The organism is Novosphingobium bradum (assembly GCF_042646485.1).
Classification (GTDB): Bacteria; Pseudomonadota; Alphaproteobacteria; order Sphingomonadales; family Sphingomonadaceae; genus Novosphingobium; species Novosphingobium bradum.
The window spans coordinates 119,853-136,034 of record NZ_JBHRTQ010000004.1; the positions used below are offsets into that span (position 1 = coordinate 119,853).

20 protein-coding genes are annotated in these 16,182 nt (G+C 67.1%); 6 read left to right on the top strand and 14 right to left on the bottom strand.

Annotated elements, in window-relative coordinates; translation table 11 throughout:
• Nucleotides 1-72: 72 nt before the first annotated feature.
• The 4 genes from dnaN to ACFOD9_RS04030 form a co-directional block, all read right to left on the bottom strand.
• Entirely contained in the window at nt 73-1,191 is a 1,119-nt protein-coding gene (gene dnaN, locus ACFOD9_RS04015; RefSeq protein WP_379508799.1) for a DNA polymerase III subunit beta, read from the bottom strand.
• 179 nt (nt 1,192-1,370) lie between these two features.
• Nucleotides 1,371-2,135, bottom strand: coding sequence for a 3-oxoacyl-[acyl-carrier-protein] reductase (fabG, locus tag ACFOD9_RS04020; protein WP_379508800.1), 765 nt, complete (start codon nt 2,133-2,135; stop codon nt 1,371-1,373).
• A 15-nt stretch (nt 2,136-2,150) separates the two neighbouring features.
• Complete coding sequence (fabD, locus tag ACFOD9_RS04025; protein ID WP_379508801.1) at nt 2,151-3,089, bottom strand: ACP S-malonyltransferase; 939 nt, start codon at nt 3,087-3,089, stop codon at nt 2,151-2,153.
• A 44-nt stretch (nt 3,090-3,133) separates the two neighbouring features.
• The gene (locus ACFOD9_RS04030; RefSeq protein ID WP_379508802.1) at nt 3,134-3,961 is read right to left on the bottom strand and encodes an LD-carboxypeptidase; all 828 of its coding nucleotides are present in this window, start codon (nt 3,959-3,961) and stop codon (nt 3,134-3,136) included.
• 59 nt (nt 3,962-4,020) lie between these two features.
• Here ACFOD9_RS04030 and ACFOD9_RS04035 point away from each other — a divergent pair, with 59 nt between their 5' ends.
• Together ACFOD9_RS04035 and ACFOD9_RS04040 are read left to right on the top strand one after the other, a co-directional pair.
• On the top strand, nt 4,021-5,430 hold the full coding sequence (locus ACFOD9_RS04035) for a glutamate ligase domain-containing protein (protein ID WP_379508803.1): 1,410 nt from the start codon (nt 4,021-4,023) through the stop codon (nt 5,428-5,430).
• 179 nt (nt 5,431-5,609) lie between these two features.
• Nucleotides 5,610-6,422, top strand: a complete 813-nt coding sequence (locus ACFOD9_RS04040) for a CmcJ/NvfI family oxidoreductase (RefSeq protein WP_379508804.1) — start codon at nt 5,610-5,612, stop codon at nt 6,420-6,422.
• Nucleotides 6,423-6,467: 45 nt separating this feature from the next.
• On the opposite strand, the gene ACFOD9_RS04045 is transcribed toward ACFOD9_RS04040, so the two are convergent.
• Nucleotides 6,468-6,860: a PilZ domain-containing protein gene (locus tag ACFOD9_RS04045; RefSeq protein ID WP_379508805.1), complete on the bottom strand. Its 393-nt coding sequence runs from the start codon at nt 6,858-6,860 to the stop codon at nt 6,468-6,470.
• A gap of 246 nt (nt 6,861-7,106) precedes the next feature.
• Between ACFOD9_RS04045 and rpsF the strand changes: the two genes are divergently transcribed.
• The 4 genes from rpsF to ACFOD9_RS04065 all read left to right on the top strand — a co-directional run bounded on the left by rpsF (nt 7,107) and on the right by ACFOD9_RS04065 (nt 9,975).
• Nucleotides 7,107-7,469: a 30S ribosomal protein S6 gene (rpsF, locus tag ACFOD9_RS04050; protein ID WP_379508806.1), complete on the top strand. Its 363-nt coding sequence runs from the start codon at nt 7,107-7,109 to the stop codon at nt 7,467-7,469.
• 3 nt (nt 7,470-7,472) lie between these two features.
• On the top strand, nt 7,473-7,697 hold the full coding sequence (rpsR, locus tag ACFOD9_RS04055; RefSeq protein WP_379508807.1) for a 30S ribosomal protein S18: 225 nt from the start codon (nt 7,473-7,475) through the stop codon (nt 7,695-7,697).
• Between the two features lie 14 nt (nt 7,698-7,711).
• Entirely contained in the window at nt 7,712-8,314 is a 603-nt protein-coding gene (gene rplI / locus ACFOD9_RS04060; protein WP_379508808.1) for a 50S ribosomal protein L9, read from the top strand.
• Nucleotides 8,315-8,520: 206 nt separating this feature from the next.
• Nucleotides 8,521-9,975 carry an AMP nucleosidase gene (locus ACFOD9_RS04065; protein WP_379508809.1) on the top strand — a complete coding sequence of 485 codons (1,455 nt, stop codon included), beginning with the start codon at nt 8,521-8,523 and terminating at the stop codon, nt 9,973-9,975.
• A 13-nt stretch (nt 9,976-9,988) separates the two neighbouring features.
• Here the strand turns inward: ACFOD9_RS04065 and ACFOD9_RS04070 are convergent, their stop codons facing one another.
• The 9 genes from ACFOD9_RS04070 to rpsP form a co-directional block, all read right to left on the bottom strand.
• The gene (locus tag ACFOD9_RS04070) at nt 9,989-10,765 is read right to left on the bottom strand and encodes an alpha/beta fold hydrolase (RefSeq protein ID WP_379508810.1); all 777 of its coding nucleotides are present in this window, start codon (nt 10,763-10,765) and stop codon (nt 9,989-9,991) included.
• 8 nt (nt 10,766-10,773) lie between these two features.
• Nucleotides 10,774-11,553 carry a sulfite exporter TauE/SafE family protein gene (locus ACFOD9_RS04075; RefSeq protein ID WP_379508811.1) on the bottom strand — a complete coding sequence of 260 codons (780 nt, stop codon included), beginning with the start codon at nt 11,551-11,553 and terminating at the stop codon, nt 10,774-10,776.
• 196 nt (nt 11,554-11,749) lie between these two features.
• Nucleotides 11,750-12,775 (bottom strand): aspartate-semialdehyde dehydrogenase, encoded by a 1,026-nt coding sequence (locus ACFOD9_RS04080; RefSeq protein ID WP_379508812.1) that lies wholly within the window; start codon nt 12,773-12,775, stop codon nt 11,750-11,752.
• A 137-nt stretch (nt 12,776-12,912) separates the two neighbouring features.
• Nucleotides 12,913-13,281 (bottom strand): 50S ribosomal protein L19, encoded by a 369-nt coding sequence (rplS, locus tag ACFOD9_RS04085; protein WP_379508813.1) that lies wholly within the window; start codon nt 13,279-13,281, stop codon nt 12,913-12,915.
• A complete protein-coding gene (trmD, locus tag ACFOD9_RS04090) occupies nt 13,278-14,114 on the bottom strand; it encodes a tRNA (guanosine(37)-N1)-methyltransferase TrmD (RefSeq protein ID WP_379508814.1) in 837 nt (278 codons plus the stop codon). Before trmD ends, rplS begins: the two co-directional genes overlap by 4 nt.
• 415 nt (nt 14,115-14,529) lie before the next feature.
• Nucleotides 14,530-14,907 (bottom strand): type II toxin-antitoxin system VapC family toxin, encoded by a 378-nt coding sequence (locus ACFOD9_RS04095; protein WP_379508815.1) that lies wholly within the window; start codon nt 14,905-14,907, stop codon nt 14,530-14,532.
• Nucleotides 14,904-15,173, bottom strand: a complete 270-nt coding sequence (locus ACFOD9_RS04100; protein WP_379508816.1) for a hypothetical protein — start codon at nt 15,171-15,173, stop codon at nt 14,904-14,906. Before ACFOD9_RS04100 ends, ACFOD9_RS04095 begins: the two co-directional genes overlap by 4 nt.
• 30 nt (nt 15,174-15,203) lie before the next feature.
• Nucleotides 15,204-15,686, bottom strand: coding sequence for a ribosome maturation factor RimM (gene rimM / locus ACFOD9_RS04105; RefSeq protein WP_379508817.1), 483 nt, complete (start codon nt 15,684-15,686; stop codon nt 15,204-15,206).
• 6 nt (nt 15,687-15,692) lie between these two features.
• Complete coding sequence (rpsP, locus tag ACFOD9_RS04110) at nt 15,693-16,151, bottom strand: 30S ribosomal protein S16 (protein WP_379508818.1); 459 nt, start codon at nt 16,149-16,151, stop codon at nt 15,693-15,695.
• Nucleotides 16,152-16,182: the final 31 nt, after the last annotated feature.

The window sequence follows — 16,182 nt, forward strand, 5'->3', positions numbered from 1 at the left end:
GGGCGCGGCTGGCCTGAGCGCGACGGGTCTGGACGAGGCGCGTGGGAGGGGAGGTGCCGGGCTGGCGCCCGATCACACCCGCATCGGCATCAGCACATAGAGCGCGGCGGCCTTTTCGCCCTGGCGGATCAGCGTGGGGGCGCCGGCATCGGCCAGGTGCAGTTCCACATTGTCGCCATCGATCTGGCTGAGGATGTCCTTGAGATAATTGGCGTTGAAGCCGATCTCGAAGCCTTCCGACTTGAAGTCGGCGGCCAGTTCCTCGGCGGCCGTGCCATTGTCGGGCGAGGTCACCGACAGGGTCACGCGGTCATTATCCAGCGCGATCTTGACCGCGCGGGTCTTTTCGGTGGCGATGGTCGCCACGCGGTCCACGCCTTCGTAGAACGAGCGCGGATCGATCCGCAGCAGCTTGTCGTTGCCGGTGGGGATCACCCGGTTGTAATCGGGGAAGGTGCCGTCGATCAGCTTGCTGGTGAGGACCACGCCGTTTTCGCCGCCCAGCGTGAAGCGCACCTTCGAGGCGGAAAGATCGACCTCCACGTTGGTATCGAGTGCCTCTTCCAGCAGCTTGCGAAGTTCGGCCACGCATTTGCGCGGCACGATCACATCGGGCATCCCCTCGGCGCCGTCGGGCCGGGCAATGGTGTAGCAGGCCAGGCGGTGACCATCGGTGGAAGCGGCCTTCAGCTCGTCTTCCGTCACGTGGAAGAAGATGCCGTTGAGGTAATAGCGCGTTTCTTCCGTGGAGATGGCAAAGCGCGTGCGATCGATCAGCTCGGCCAGCAGGCGCGCCGGGATCTCGAACGAGGTCGGCAGGTCGCCTTCCACGATCACGGGGAAATCGTCGCGCGGGAGGGTGGGCAGCGAGAAGCGGCTGCGCCCGGCCTTGACCGTCATCCGGTTGTCGGCCGTTTCCAGGCTGACCTGCGCGCCATCGGGCAGCTTGCGGGCGATGTCGAACAGGAGGTGGGCCGAAACGGTGATCGCGCCGGGCACTTCCACCGAGACCGCGCTCATGGTCTCGATCACCTGGAGATCGAGGTCGGTGGCCATCAGCCGCACCGCGCCGGCGGCCGAGGCATCGATCAGCACGTTCGACAGGATGGGGATCGTGTTGCGGCGCTCGACGACGGACTGGACGTGCGACAGGCACTTGAGCAGCGTCGCGCGTTCGATGGTAGCCTTCATGTCGCTCTCATGTCCCCCTGGGCCGTCCGCGCAAGCGGAATCGGTCCGTCGTCAAGAAATCGGACTGCCTGTCTTAACGAGGGCGGTGCCGGCGGCAAGCGGCAAGCGCGGTTAACGGACGCGAACTGGGGATAAATGGCGGGAAACCGGCACTTGCCCGGCATTCCCGCCAGCCATCATCAGATCATCGCCATGCCGCCGTTCACGTGGAGCGTCTGTCCGGTCACGTAGCCCGCTTCCCGGCTGGCGAGATAGGCCACGGCCGCGCCGATATCCTCGCCCTCGCCCATCCGGCCCATCGGGATGCGCGCGTTGAGCGCCTCCTTCTGGGCATCGGGCAGGACGTCGGTCATCGCGGTGCGGATGAAGCCGGGGGCCACGCAGTTGACAGTGATGTTGCGGCTGGCCAGCTCCTGCCCGAGGCTTTTCGACATGGCGACGAGGCCGCCCTTGGCCGCGGCATAGTTCGCCTGCCCCGGATTGCCGGTGGTTCCCACCACCGAGGTGATCGTGATGATCCGCCCGAAACGGGCCTTCATCATCGGCTTGGCGGCGCTACGCATCAGCCGGAAGGCGGCCTCGAGGTTGACCTTGATGACCGCGTCCCAGTCCTCGTCCTTCATCCGCATGATCAGGCCGTCGCGGGTGATCCCGGCATTGTTGACGAGAATGTCGAGCTTGCCCAGCGAATCGACCGCGGCCGGCACCAGCTTCTCGACCTGCTCGGCGTCCGAAAGATCGCAGGCAATCGCCACGTGATCGACCTCCTGCAGGTGCTGCGGGGTATGCTCGTCCAGTTCGTCGCGGAAGGCGCGCAGCTTCTGGGCATTGGACCCCGAAATCGCCAGCCGCGCCCCCTGCGAGGCCAGCGCCCGCGCAATCGAGGACCCGATCCCGCCCGAAGCGCCGGTAACCAGGGCGGTCATGCCATGAAGATCGAACATTACCGTAAACTCCCTTTACAGGCTCTTCGCCAGGTCCTCGATATCGGCCATGGTCACCACGCTGGTGACCGCCATGTCCGGCCCGGCGCTGCGGGTGATCATCGGGGCGAGCACCTTGCCGCCCAGTTCCACGAAGCGCTCCACGCCCGCATCGCGCATGGCGATCGCGCTCTCGCGCCAGCGCACGCGGCCGGTCACCTGTTCGACCAGCAGGCGCTGGACCTCGGCCGGGTCGCTTGCCACGGCGGCGGTCACATTGGCGAAGACCGGCACCCGGAGCGCGCCCGGAGGGCACTTGCCGAGCGCCTGCGCCATCGCATCGGCGGCCGGCTGCATCAGCGAGCAATGGAACGGCGCCGAAACCGGCAGCAGCATCCCGCGCTTGATCCCGAAGTCCTTGACCAGCGCCACCGCCCGCTCGATCGCCTCGCGGTGGCCGGAAATGACCACCTGGGTCGGATCGTTGTCATTGGCGACGGTGCAGACCTGCCCCTCGGCGGCAGCTTCCGCCAGCGCGGTGGCCTTCTCGATGTCGGCGCCCAGCAGGGCGGCCATGGCGCCCAGCCCCACCGGCACCGCCGCCTGCATCGCCTGCCCGCGCAGCTTGAGGAGCCGGGCGGTATCGGCAAGGCTGAAGGCGCCCGAGGCGCACAGCGCGGTATATTCGCCCAGGCTGTGCCCGGCGACGAAATCCGCCTTGTCGGCCAGCACCAGGCCGCATTCCTTCTCCAGCACCCGCAGCACGGCCATGGCATTGGCCATGATCGCCGGCTGGGCATTCTCGGTCAGGGTCAGCGCGTCGTCCGGCCCGGCCTTCATGATCTGGAACAGCTTCTGGCCGAGCGCATCGTCGACCTCTTCGAACACCTCGCGCGCCGCCGCGCTGGCCTCGGCCAGGTCCACGCCCATGCCGACCTTCTGGCTGCCCTGCCCCGGAAAAACGAAAGCGCGCATCGTGAGTGCCTCTGTCTTGTGTAAAAACCCGATTGGCCGCGGCCTTAGGAATCGCGCCCGGCACTGGCAAGCCCGAACGGCACGATCCTGTTGGCAGCATCGTGCCCGATGTCGGCTTGCCCCAGGAAGGGAATATCGTGCCGCGCGCACCAGAACCGCGCGATTTCCCCCGCATCCGCGCCAAATGGCCGGTCATTGTCCGGTACCTCGCTCACCCGCCCGAGCTTCAGGCCGGCGATCCCGCCCAGGTGTGCGCTGGCATGGAAGAACAGGCGGTCCACCGCATAGAGGTATTCGGAAACCTCCTCGACCATCACCACGTGTCCCGCCAGCCCCGGCATCAGCGGCGTTCCGCCCAGCATGGCCAGGGTGGTCAGGTTGAAGGCCACCGCCGGGTGCCTGCCATCGAGCGTCGGCTCCTCGCCCGAACGGTCCCCTGCCAGCCAGCCGAGCGAGCGCCGCACCGCGTCCTCGCCGCCCGCGCGGCGAATGTCGGTCGGCATCGGCGCGTGGACTGGCCGGCCGATCCGCGCGCGATAGAGCGCCGCCAGCAGGTAGCCGCCGTCGGAATAGCCAAGCCAGGCCTTGCGCCCGGCCACGTGGTCCAGCCGCGCCACCGCATCCTGCGCGATCCGGTTCGCCCCATAGCCCCCGCGCGCGAACCACACCGCATCGAAGGCGGGATCATTGGCGCATTCGAGGAAGGCCGCCAGCCGCACCGCGTCGCTGCCGGCGAAATGCCCGTCCACCGCAAAGCTCTGCTCGTGGAAATGCAGCTCCACCCCGGGAACCTCGGCGGCCAGTGCCAGCACCCGCGCGGCATCCTCGCGGGCAAACGGGGTGGACGGTGCACAGATGGCGACGCGGATCATGGCCGCCCTTCTAACCACCAGTTGCGATCCGGGCAAAGGCAGCATACCGCGTGGCCCCGATGACCAACGCGACCACGCTCACCGCCCACCCCTGGTTCTTCTGCGGCATCGGCGGCTCGGGGATGCTGCCGCTCGCCCTGATCCTGCGCGGACAGGGCGCCGAGGTCGCCGGATCGGACCGCAGCCATGACCAGGGCCGGACGCCCGAAAAGTTCGCCTGGCTCGAACGACTCGGCTTCACCCTGGTCCCGCAGGACGGCAGCGGCATCGCCAGCCCGGCGCAAACCCTCGTCGCCTCGGCGGCGGTGGAGGACAGCGTCCCCGAAGTGGTCCGCGCCAAGAAACTGGGCTGCCCGCGGATGAGCCGGGCTGAGCTGCTCGCCACCCTGTTCAATGCCGCCCCGCTGTCGATCGGGGTCGCGGGGACCAGCGGCAAGTCCACCGTCACCGGCATGATCGGCTGGATCCTCACCCGGGCCGGCCGCGATCCCACGATCATGAACGGCGCGGTGATGAAGAACTTCGTGGCCCCCGATGCGCCCTTCGCCTCCGCGCGAGTTGGCGGCGGCGAGGTCTTCGTCTCTGAAGTGGACGAGAGCGACGGCTCGATCGCGCTCTACAATCCCACCGTGGCCGTGCTCGGCAATGTCAGCCTCGATCACAAGAGCCTCGATGAACTGCGCGTGCTGTTTGGCGATTTTCTGGCCCGCTCCGCCTGCACCGCGCTCAACCTCGACGATGCCGACGTCGCCGCGCTCGCCCCGCGCGCGCCCCGCACGGTCACCTTCGCCCTTGCCGCGCCCGGGGCCGATCTCGGCGTGTCGGGCATCGTGGAAGAACCCACCGCGATCCGCGCCACCGTGCACGACCGGCGCGACGGCACCGCCCACGCCCTCGCCCTCCAGGTTCCCGGCCGCCACAATCTCGCCAATGCCCTCGCCGCGCTGGCCGCCGCCAGCGCCGCCGGGGTGCCGGTGGCCGAGGCCGTGGCCGCGCTGGGCAGCTTCGCGGGCCTGGCGCGCCGGTTCGAGATCGTCGGCACCAGCCCGGGCGGCGTCACCGTGATCGACGATTTCGGCCACAACCCCGACAAGGTCGCCGCCACCCTCGCCACGCTGAAGGCCCATCCGGGCCGGGTCATCGCCTTCTTCCAGCCCCACGGCTATGGCCCCTTGCGGCAGATGGGCGCGGAACTCGCGCAAACCTTCGCCCGGATGCTCGGCCCGGACGATCGCCTGTTCCTGTGCGATCCGGTCTATTTCGGCGGCACGGTCGATCGCTCGGTCGGCAGCGAACGGATCGTCGAACTGGTCAATGCCGCGGGCGGCCATGCCACGCACCGGTCCGGCCGCGACGATGTGGCCAGGGAAATCGCCGTCCTCGCCCGCGCCGGCGACCGGGTGGTGATCATGGGCGCGCGCGACGATACCCTGACCCTGTTCGCCCGGAACCTGCTGGCCGCCGTGTAGGTTGGCGCCCGGCTGCCCCGGGCAATCCCGCAGGCACGATGTCGCAACGCCCGGCGCCATCCGGCTTTGCACCCGGGCGCGGGATCGTAGTAGGATGCCCGCAAGATGATCGGCGCCTGGTCGCCGGACAGGCCGGGCCGGTTGTTCGGGTCCGCCGGATAGCAGGAAGGGCGTGTCGAATGCTTGCCGCAGAAATAGCGCCGCGCCTGATGGCCAAGCTCAATTTCGCCCGCGATCGGCGGACGGACTATGCCTTCAGCAATTTCCGGCCGGATTGGCGCACGCTCCAGCTCACCGCCCATGAAGTCCCGATGTTCGACGCGCGCGACCTGCCCGAACCGCCCACGCTCGCCCGCGAGGGGTTCGAGCTGCACAAGGTGCCCGTCACCGCTCCGCGCTGGGATGATGAGGAATGGATCAAGGGCATCTACATTCCGCTGCTGCGCGATCTTGTGCTCGAACGCACCGGCGGGGTCGAGGCGGAAAGCTTCCCCGGCTCCTGGGTCTACCGCGATACCGTGGATGACAAGCGCGCCCCGGCCGCCGGCCACGCCCACCAGGATCGTGAGCGGGAAAACGCCCGGGTCTACATCCGCAAGAACCTGGGCGATGCGATCGTCGATCGCCACAAGTGGTTCGAAAACATCAATGCCTGGCGCGCGCTGACCCCGCCGCCGCAGGACTGGCCGCTCGCCTTCTGCGACCAGCGCACGAACGACCCGGCCGACTGGCTGATCGTCAACGTGCTCGAGCCGGGGCTGGTGGCCTCCGGGACCGAGATCAAGCACCTCGTCTCGCTCTACAATCCGAACCTGAAGTGGTACTATTTCTCGAATATGCAGCCCGATGAGGTAGTCCTGTTCCGCAATTACATGGACGATCCGGCCCGTCCGCAGGGCTGTATGCACACCGCGTTCCACGACACCGCGGCGGTCAACCCGTCGCCGCGCGCCAGTTTCGAGCTGCGCCTCTACGTCTTCCACGACGATTGAGCCGGGGCCGGATCAGGCGCCGATCAGGCGCCGATCAGGCCGGCATCACAGCTTGTAGCGCGGGTTGACGAAGGCTTGGGCGGCCTCGCGCTGCAACTGGCGCTCCAGCGGCATGGCCCGGGCATCCTGCGCCATCCGCGTGGCCACCAGTACCGCGGGCGCCAGGGGATCGTCGAAGGTCATGCCCAAGTAGCCATCCCCACACCACACCACCGTGCCGAAGGCCTCGAACCGGTCCCAGGCGAGGACCGCGTCCTGCCCGGGCCTGATCGCGGCGTCGGGCGCGGCCAGGCGGGCGCCCCACCGGGCCAGGTCGGCCAGCACCGCGCGGATCGTCCCGTCCAGCGTGATCAGCCGGGCGGTCAGCTCCACCCGCAACCGCGCATCGCGGCGGCGGCCGATCATCGGCTCGGTCAGGTGAAGGCTGCGTCCCGTCATGCCACAGGCATCGCCCTGCGCCCCTGTGCATCGGCTTAAGCCGCGCCTCGGGCAATGTCCCTATGCTTCGGCCAATCGCCGGCCACGGCCTTCCCGCGCGGTGCTTGCAATTGCCCGGCATTGCGCTAATGGGCGCCACTTGCGCGGCACCCCATGCGGATTCGCGCAAGCAACGAAGAAAGCCGGAGGGGCCCCGCAATCCCGCGGATCAGCCAGCGATCGGTTAGGATAGATAAGGAAGCTGCCGTGCCGCTTTACGAGCACGTGTTCCTGGCTCGCCAGGATCTGAGCCAGTCACAGGTTGACACGCTCGCCGCCACCGCGACGGAAATCGTCGAATCCAATGGCGGCAAGGTCACCAAGACCGAAACCTGGGGTCTCAAGGGCCTCGCCTACAAGATCAAGCGCAACCGCAAGGCGCATTTCGTGCTGCTGAACGTGGAAGCCCCCGCCGGCGTCGTCGCCGAGCTGGAGCGCCAGACCCAGATCAACGAAGACGTGCTGCGCTACATGACCGTGCGCGTCGACGAGCATGAGGGCGGCCCGTCCGTCCAGATGCGAAAGAACGATCGCGAGCGCACCCGTCGCCGCGACCGCGAGGAGGCTTGATCCATGGCTCGTCCGTTTTTCCGCCGCCGCAAGTCCTGCCCGTTCTCGGGCAAGAACGCGCCCAAGATCGACTACAAGGACGTGCGCCTGCTTCAGGGCTTCATGTCCGAACGTGGCAAGATCGTGCCTTCCCGCATCACCGCGGTTTCGGCCAAGAAGCAGCGTGAGCTGAGCCAGGCGATCAAGCGCGCCCGGCACATCGGCCTGCTGCCCTACCTCGTCAAGTAAGGAGGGATAGTCCCATGCAGATCATCCTCCTCGAACGCATCGAGAAGCTCGGCACGATCGGCGACGTGGTCACCGTCAAGGACGGCTACGCCCGCAATTTCCTGCTGCCCAACAAGAAGGCGCTGCGCGCCAACGATGCCAACCGGAAGGTCTTCGAAGCCAACCGCGCCCGCATCGAGGCCGATAACGCCGCCCGCCGCGCCGACGCCGAAGTCCACTCCAAGGACGTCGAAGGCCAGCAGGTCGTCCTCATCCGCGCCGCGTCGAACGCCGGCCAGCTCTATGGCTCGGTTTCGGTGCGCGACATCGTCGATGCGCTGAACGCCGAAGGCGCCAAGCTCTCGAAGGCCATGATCGTGCTCGAACGCCCGATCAAGACCATCGGCGTGTTCGACGTGCGCGTCGCGCTGCACCCGGAAGTGGCCGTCGGCATCAAGGTGAACGTCGCCCGTTCGCCCGATGAAGCCGCGCTTCAGGCCCAGGGCGTCAACGTCATCGACGCGATGTTCGAAACGGAAACCTCGGGCTTCACCGAGGCCTACGATCCGAACGCCGAACCCGGCGAGATCCCGGCCGAACTGCTCGACGAGCAGGCCGAAGGCACCGCCGAGGCGTAACAGCCATTCCCGCAAGGGAACGGGAAACCCCTCGCTCCGACGGGAGCGGGGGGTTTTTCTTTTGCCCAGCGCGCAAGCGCGGAGCAGGAAAGAGGTTCGCGCCTTTGCGCGAATACCCCTTCTCCCTTCATGGCCAATCGGCCCGAACCCAGCCCTCCCCCATCCGCGCCATTGCTTTGCCCCCGGTCCCCGCTACCCTGCCGGCAATGCCCGACCCGCAAGCGATCGTCGCCCAGCTCACCCGCCTCTACGACGAGGCCGTCGCCACCCTGCGCGCCGATATCGCCGCCTTCGTCGAGAACGGCACCCCGCCCCCGGCCGATCGCCGCGCTACCCAGGCCTGGTGCTATCCCGAACTCCGGCTCCACTATGCGGGCCGGGAAACCCGCCCCGACCTAGCCCGCGCCTTCGGCCGCCTGTCGCGCGCCGGGACCTATGCCTGCACCGTCACCCGCCCGGCGCTCTTCGCCGACTACCTGGCCGAACAGCTCGCCCTCCTGGCCGACGACTATGCGATCCGCCTCGAAGTTGTCCGTTCAACCCAGGAAATCCCCTTCCCCTATGTGATCGATGCCAGCGGCGGCCTGGGCGACGTGACCCCGCTCGATCTCGCCCGCCACTTCCCCGCCACCGAACTGGCCATGATCGGCGACGAACTGGCCGACGGGATCGAGCCATTCCCCGGATCACCCGCCACGGCGCGCGCCCTGCCGCTGGCCCTGTTCGATGCCTTGCGGACCGATTTCAGCCTCGCCCGCCTCGCCCACTACACCGGCACCGCGCCCGAGCATTTCCAGCGCTTCATCCTGTTCACCAACTACCACCGCTACGTCGATGAATTCGTGGACTGGGCGGGCGAACAGCTGGGGGATGAGGCGGGCGGGCACTACACCGCCCTGTCGGGCGCCGGCGGGCTCTATCTCGATGCCCCGCTCGCCAATGCCCGCGCCCGCCTGTCCGACACCGCCTGGCGTCGCCACCAGATGCCCGCCTATCACCTGATCGCCCCGGATCGCGGCGGCATCACCCTGGTCAACATCGGCGTCGGCCCGTCCAACGCCAAGACCATCTGCGATCACCTCGCGGTCCTGCGCCCCGAGGCCTGGCTGATGATCGGCCACTGCGGCGGCCTGCGCGATACGCAGCGGATCGGCGACTATGTCCTGGCCCACGCCTATCTGCGCGACGATCACGTGCTCGATGACGTGCTCCCGCCGGAAATCCCGGTCCCGGCCATCGCCGAAGTCCAGGTCGCGCTCGCCCGCGCCGCAGAACTGGTTAGCGGTGACAGTGGCGCCAGCCTGAAGAAGCGGATGCGGACCGGGACGGTCGTCACCACCGACGATCGCAACTGGGAGCTGCGCTACACTTTGTCGGCCCGCCGCCTCTCGCTCAGCCGCGCCGTGGGCATCGACATGGAAAGCGCCACCATCGCCGCCCAGGGCTATCGCTTCCGCGTCCCCTACGGCACCCTGCTGTGCGTGTCCGACAAGCCGCTGCATGGCGAGATCAAGCTGCCGGGGCAAGCCAACCGCTTCTACGAGGAAGCCATCGCCGCCCACCTCAAGATCGGCGTGCTCACCTGTGAATTGCTCCGCGCCGAAGGCAGCCGCCTCCACTCGCGCAAGCTGCGCGCGTTCAACGAACCACCATTCCGCTGACCCGGCCGCAGGTTCAGCCCCGCAGGAACCCCGCGATCGCCGCGGCGAGTTCCGGCTTGGTCACCGAGGTCATGTGATTGCCCGGGATCGGCGCATAGCGCCCGTCCGGCAGGGCCGAGGCCAGATCCTGCGCCGAGCCATTGTCATGGTCGTCGGTCCCGCAGACCAGCAGGGTCGGCATGGTCACGCCGGCAAAATCCCTGGCCGCCGCCACCGCCGCGCCGCGCCCCAGGCATTCGAGCAGCAGCCGCGCCGCCACCCGGTCCACCTTGGTCGAGCGCAGGAAGTTCTGCGACATATAGGCCGGATCCTCGCGGCCGATCGTGCCGAACCGGTCGATCACGTCGAGGAAGAAATCGAGCCGCCCGCTCCAGCCGCGCAACCCGCCCAGGCCCATGCCGCCCAGCACCAGCCGGCGCGGCGCGAGGCCGCCCGAAATCACGCCCCCCAGCGCCGTGCGCGCGCCCAGCGAGAAGCCACCCAGGTCATAGTCGGTCAGCCCCAGGCCGCCCACCAGCGCCACCAGGTCGCGCACCAGCACGTCGGGCGGATAGGCCGCCGCGTCATGCGGGGCCGCGCTCTGCCCGTGGGCGCGCAGGTCCGGCATGATGCAGGCAAAGCCCGCCTCGGCCAGCCGCGCGGCCGTGCCATATTTGATCCAGTTGATCTCGGCGCTGGAAAACAGGCCGTGGAGCAGCAGAAGCGGGCGCCCGCCCTCCACTGGTCCCAGCCGGTGAACGGCCAGCTCGGCGCCATCGAACGAGGGCAGGAATTGGGTCGTCGCGTGCACGCCGGTCCTCAGCTCAGCAGTTTGAAGCCCGAGAACAGTAGCACCGCCGCCAGGGCCGGTCGCAGCAATTTGTCGGGCGCGCGCGAGGACAGCAGGCTGCCGATGATCACGCCCGGGATCGAGCCGATCAGGAGGTTGCCCAGCAGCATGAAGTCCACGCCGCCGATCAGCCAGTGGCCAAAGCCCGCCACCATGGTCAGCGGCACGGCATGGGCGATGTCGCTGCCCACGATCCGCGAGACGCGCAAGGCCGGGTAGAGCATCAGCAGCGCGGTCACCCCGATCGCGCCCGCGCCGACCGAGGAGACAGTGACGGCAATGCCGATCACCGCGCCGAGGATCACCGTGGGCCAGCGCTGCTCGTCCTCGTCGCGCCGCTCCTGGCGCTTGGCGAAGACGGCCAGCTGCTTCTGGAGCAGGGTGGCGATCGAGGTGAGGATCAGCATCCAGCCGAGGAAGACCTTGATCAGGTCGCTGCTGTCCTTGCCGAACTTGCCGACCTGGCTCAGCACCAGCAGGGTGAGGATCGCGGCGGGAACGCTGCCGGTGGCGAGGCGGCGCACCACTTTCCACTCGATCGTCGCGCGCCAGCCGTGGGTGGCGGTGCCGGCCGTCTTGGTGAGGGCGGCGAACAGCAGGTCGGTGCCCACCGCGGTCTGCGGGCTCACGCCGAACAGCAGCACCAGGATCGGGGTCATCAGCGACCCGCCGCCCACGCCGGTGATCCCCACGAGGGTTCCCACGAAGAGCCCGGCCACGCCGTGCAACCAGTCGAAATGGGCAAGCATAGAAATTCCCCTGCGGCGCGCCGACGCGTCCCGAACGCCCCCTGCCTAACCGGCAAGCCCGATCCGCCGCAATAAAGAATCTCTATCAGCTTGGTAGATTTACCCGATATCGGGCACGGGCCGGCACGAAAACGGCCGGGCTGCGCCTTGCAACCCGGCCGTTTTCGTCGTCATAGCGAGGCTCAGGCGAGCGACCTCAGCCCTTCTTGAGGTGGCGCCGGCCCAGCAGTTCGGCGATCTGCACCGCATTGAGCGCCGCGCCCTTCCGGAGGTTGTCCGAAACGCACCACAGCGCCAGGCCGTTCTCCACGGTGATGTCCTCGCGCACGCGCGAGACGTAGGTGGCAAAGTCGCCCACGCATTCCACCGGGGTCACGTATCCGCCGTCCTCGCGCTTGTCGACGAGCATGATGCCCGGCGCCTCGCGCAGCACGTCCTGGGCCTCGGCGGCGGTGATCTCGTTCTCGAACTCGATGTTGATCGCCTCGGAGTGGCCGATGAACACCGGCACGCGCACGCAGGTCGCGGTCAGCTTGATCTTGGGATCAAGGATTTTCTTGGTCTCGGCGACCATCTTCCACTCTTCCTTGGTGTAGCCGTCATCAAGGAAGACATCGATGTGGGGGATCACGTTGAAGGCGATCTGCTTGGTGAACTTCTTCGGCTCCACCTGGTCACCCACGAAGATGGCGCGGCTCTGCTCGAACAGCTCGTCCATGCCGTCCTTGCCGGCGCCCGAGACCGACTGGTAGGTCGAAACGACCACGCGGCGGATCGTCGCCTTGTCGTGGAGGGGCTTGAGCGCCACCACCATCTGCGCGGTCGAGCAGTTGGGATTGGCGATGATGTTTCGCGCGGTGTAGCCGTCGATCGCCTCGGGGTTCACCTCGGGCACCACCAGCGGCACGTCCGGGTCCATGCGGTAGAGCGACGAATTGTCGATCACCACGCAGCCCTGCGAGGCGGCCTTGGGGGCATAGATCTTGGTCGGACCGGAGCCGGCGGCGAACAGGGCGATGTCCCAGCCGGTGAAATCGAAGTGCTCGATGTTCTTCACCTTGAGCATCTGCCCGGTCTCGCCGAACTCGATCTCGGTGCCGGTCGAACGCGGCGAGGCAACGGCGGCGATCTCGTCGATCGGGAAGGCGCGCTCGGCCAGGATGTTGAGCATCTCGCGGCCGACGTTCCCCGTCGCACCCACGACAACTACGCGGTAACCCATGGTTTCACTCCTGCGCGCCGGGCCTTTCCGGCGCAAAATGATCGAGAAATAAGCAAAAGGGCGCCCCGGCCGGTGCCAGGGCGCCCTTTACGGTGTTTGGTTCCGTAACCGGCGGGGGGCTTTGCCCTCCTGGCGCCTCAGCCTTCCGACCGAGTGTCGCGGCGTTCCGCAATACGCGCGCGTTTGCCGGTGCGGCCGCGCAGGTAGTAGAGCTTGGCGCGACGCACGACGCCGCGGCGAACCACGGTAATCGAATCGATGTTGGGCGAATACAGCGGGAACACGCGCTCAACGCCCTCGCCGAACGACATCTTGCGAACGGTGAAGTTGGAGTTGAAGCCGCGGTTCGAACGCGCGATGCACACGCCTTCGTAGGCCTGAACGCGGGTGCGATCGCCTTCGATGACCTTCACGCCGACGCGAACGGTGTCGCCCGGGCGGAACGTCGGGATATCCTTGCCGGCCTTGGCAATTTCCTCGGCCTCGATCTGCTGGATCAGGTTCACTGGTCCAAGTCCTTCATTTTTCGCCGCGCGCCAGAGGCAGACTGGACCCGAGCGCCCTCATGGCGCTCCCAAAGATCCGGCCTGCGTAACCGTGTATCGATCTCGGACTGGCTTTTGCGCCAGGCCGCGATCTTCGCATGATCCCCCGATCGCAGCACTTCGGGGATCGTGCGCCCTTCCCACTCGGCAGGCCGGGTGAAATGCGGATATTCCAAAAGGCCGTTCTCGAACGACTCTTCGGTCCCGCTGGAAGGGGCGCCCATTACGCCGGGAAGCAGCCGAATGCAAGCATCGAGCAACATCAAGGCCGCCGGCTCCCCGCCGGAGAGGACAATGTCCCCCACCGACACCTCTTCCACGCCCCGCCCCGCAAAAATCCGCTCGTCAAACCCCTCGAACCGCCCGCACAGGACGATCACGCCGGGGCCTGAAGCCAGCTCCCGCACCCGCGCCTGGGTCAGCGGCTTGCCGCGCGGCGTCATGGCAATGACAGGGATCGACGAAGCCATCCCTTCCCCGTTCGTGTCGAGCGCAGTCGAGACACCCGGCTCACCGACTCTCGACTGCGCTCGAGACGAACGGATGCGGGTTTCGGTGGCCGCGCGCGCAAAATCAATCGCCCTGGCGAGCACATCGGCCCGCAGCACCATCCCGGCCCCGCCGCCAGCCGGCGTATCGTCCACCGTCCGATGCTTGTCCGCCGCGAAATCGCGGATCTGCACCGCCTCCAGATCCCAAGCCCCCGCCTCCCGCGCACGGCCGGCAAGGCTGACGCCGAGCGGCCCGGGAAACATCTCGGGGTAGAGGGTGAGAACTGTGGCGTGGAAGGTCATTTGTACCCGTCTGTATCAATCATTACAGCGATCTTGTGCGCGACGTGCGACCCGATGTTCCCAGCAAGAACTCCCACGATCAATCCAAGGATGGCACCAGCCCCCGCCCCGAACGCGGTTCCAATAACCAACCCGCGCGAGAATGCAGGCCCCTGCTGCCAAGCGCAGTCGTTCCCACAGAACAATGCGCCGTATCCGAGGAACGCAACGGACAAGACCCATGCGCCCACTACGCCCCCGAAAACTGAGGAAGGTAGGGCTGCAAGTATCGCAACTCGCCTAGCCGGTGCTTCAATTGCTTTCGTGTAGGTGAGCGTGAACATCGCAACCGCAGGGACAATCAAGATCATAGCCACCAGTGCGTCCAGCCAAGGTTCCACCGCTGAGACAAACTGAGAAGGCAAATCGCCCTCCATCAAACCGTCCAGTTCTCAATCATCAAACCCGGCACATCGGCAAAATCACCCTCGTTGTTCGTCACCACCGTCGCCCCGATGCTCAGCGCATGGGCGGCCAGCAGCCGGTCAAACCGCGCCCGCTTGAACGACAGCCTGGCATATTCCCGCGCGGCGGCTTCGTCGAAGGGAACCAGCGGGATCTCCGCGATAAAGGCTTCCAGTACTTCCGGCTCCGGCGGCTTGCCGACGTAGGTGCCATAGGCAACCTCGGCGTAGCTGATTACCGATATTGCCAGCGCGCCCGCGTCACAATCAGCGATCCGCGCCTTGAGTACATCGTAGCCGAGGTCCATCGCGTAGACCGCCGAATTGGCATCGATAAGATAGCGGATCACGAAAGACCTTCAGCCTTGCGCGCCGCAATCGTACTCGGCCGCTCCTCGAAATCTTCGCGCGGAGCGAGCTTGATTCCCGGAGCCTTCCCGGCAAACCCGCTGATGTCGATCTTGCGCTTCGCCGGTGGCTTTGCCTTAAGATGCAATTCGCCGTTCACCCACTCGGCCAGCCATTCCCGGTCAGGCTCGACGCCAAGTCCGGCGGGAACTCTGATCGCGACCGAGTTGCCCGACTTGAAGCTCTTGGCGGTGTATTCCTGACCCATGCCGGCCTCCGTATATACGCAACGTATATACTACTCCGCCCAGGCCGCTTCAATGACGATCTGCTCGCTCCACTTGGGCACGACCTCGGGCCGCATCGGGACCATGAAGGTCTTGCCTGTATCACGCCTGATCTCCAGCACGTCGCCCGCTCCGTAGTTCTCCACCGCCACGCAGGTGCCGAGCGATTCGCCGGTGGTACTCACGCAGTCCAGCCCGATCAGGTCGGCGTGGTAATATTCGCCCGGTTCAAGCGGCGGCATTTCCGAGCGCTTCACGGTCAGCAAGGTGCCGCGCAAGGCTTCGGCCCCGTTGCGGTCGGTCACCTCGGCGAAGCGGGCGACAGCGCCGCCCTTGCCGTCGTCCTTGAGCTTCTGCACCGTAAGGGCAGAATCGTTGAAGGCGCGGTATCGCTTCAGCGACGCCACGCCTTCCCCGAACAGTTTCAGGCGAACCTCGCCCGTCACCCCGTGCGCGCCGGCAACGACGGCGAGGGTGACGGGTTTGTCAGCCATGGGAAATCAGCCCTCGGCCTGCTCGTCGGCAGCCACTTCGGCGGGAGCCTCGGCAGTGGCTTCCTCGGCGGCCGGGGCTTCTTCCACGGCCGGAGCGGCGGCGGCGGCAGCGGCGGCCTCAGCAGCCTCGGCAGCCTTGGTGGCCTTTTCCTCGGCGCGTTCCTTGGCCTTCTTGCCCGGCTCGGCCTTGTTGGGGTTGTTGGTGGCGGCGCGTTCCTTGATCCCGGCCTTGTCGAGCATCCGGGCAACACGGTCGGTCGGCTGGGCGCCGACGCCGAGCCAGTAGTTCACGCGATCTTCGACCAGGCGCACGCGGCCCGCATCGTCCTTGGCGAGCAGCGGGTTGTAGGTGCCGACCTGCTCCAGGTACTTGCCGTCGCGCGGGGCGCGGCTGTTGGCGACGACGATCTTGTAATAGGGGCGCTTCTTCGAACCGCCACGCGACAGACGCAGGGAAACCGACATATGAAATACCTTTCCTGAAGTACTGAAATCA